1 protein-coding gene is annotated in these 1,098 nt (G+C 61.6%); it reads right to left on the bottom strand.

Annotated features, from left to right (window positions below):
• Window positions 1-26: 26 nt before the first annotated feature.
• Window positions 27-1,046, bottom strand: a complete 1,020-nt coding sequence (locus ACPF7Z_RS19390) for an IS30 family transposase (RefSeq protein WP_251929403.1) — start codon at window positions 1,044-1,046, stop codon at window positions 27-29.
• Window positions 1,047-1,098: the final 52 nt, after the last annotated feature.

Below are 1,098 nucleotides of genomic sequence, written 5' to 3'. Positions count from 1 at the left end.
GGCGGTCTCAAGTTCCAAGCGCAACGCTATTGAAGGGTGCTCGGTCCGCCGACGGATTTCTTTAGCACCTCGGCGTAGACTTCCAGTGGGGTTCGCCAGTCCAGCGTCTGGCGAGGCCGTGTGTTCAGTGAGTCGGCGATCTCGTCGAGCTCTTCCTGACTGTAAACGGAGAGGTCCGTTCCCTTTGGCAGATACTGCCGCAACAGCCCGTTGGTGTTCTCGTTGGAGCCCCGCTGCCATGGGCTATGTGGGTCAGCGAAGTAGATCGCCGTACCGGTTTTCTGCGTGATCTCGGCATGCTTCACCATCTCTCTGCCCTGGTCGTAGGTCATGGACAGCCGCAGGGCTCGCGGCACCTCATTGAGCTTATCGCTGAAGCCAACGGCCGCCGCCGTGGCGGTGGTGCCATCCACTTTCGCCAAGATCACCAAGCGTGTGGTGCGCTCCACCAGCGTACCGACGGCGGAGCGATTGTTGGCACCCATGATGAGATCGCCTTCCCAGTGGCCCGGCATCAGGCGGTCTTCAATCTCAGGCGGCCGCATGTGGATGCTGACCAGATCGGGAATCTGCTGGCGTCGATCCTTGCCACGACTGCGTGAGCGACGCTTGCCGTTGCCCTGCCGCAGGCAGGCGATGAGCTCTTTCTTGAGACTGCCGCGGGGCATCACATAGAGCGCGTTGTAGATGGCCTCATGCGAGACCTGCCGACGTGAATCGTTGGGAGACATGCGCTTCAGTGTGCGGGCTATCTGTTGCGGTGACCAGTACTTGCGCAGCAGGTGGACCACCACCTCGAAGAGCTCCCCGTCTGGGTGCAGCTTGGGACGCTGGCGTGGCCGATGTCGCGTCAGACGAGCCCGATAACCCGCCAAGCCGGCATCGTAGCCCTTGATGGGGTCGACCGTATGGCGAGCAATTTCTCGCGACACGGTGCTCGGCGCACGACCCAGGTGAGCGGCAATGGCCCGGATCGAATGCGTGGCTCGCATCATCATGATGGCGGCCCGGTCTTCAGCAGAAAGATGGCGATAGCAGTGGTTCATGGCAACACCGTACCTGATGGGTCACGTGTTGCGCTTGGTCATTGAGACCGCC

The sequence above is a fragment of the Halomonas sp. GXIMD04776 genome (genome assembly GCF_049808615.1).
Lineage (GTDB): Bacteria > Pseudomonadota > Gammaproteobacteria > Pseudomonadales > Halomonadaceae > Modicisalibacter.
This window is presented reverse-complemented; position numbering and strand designations above follow the sequence as displayed.

Excerpts from the sequence above, each read along its gene's own strand:
- ACPF7Z_RS19390 (WP_251929403.1), bottom strand. The coding sequence starts at position 1,046 with ATGAACCACTGCTATCGCCATCTTTCTGCTGAAGACCGGGCCGCCATC.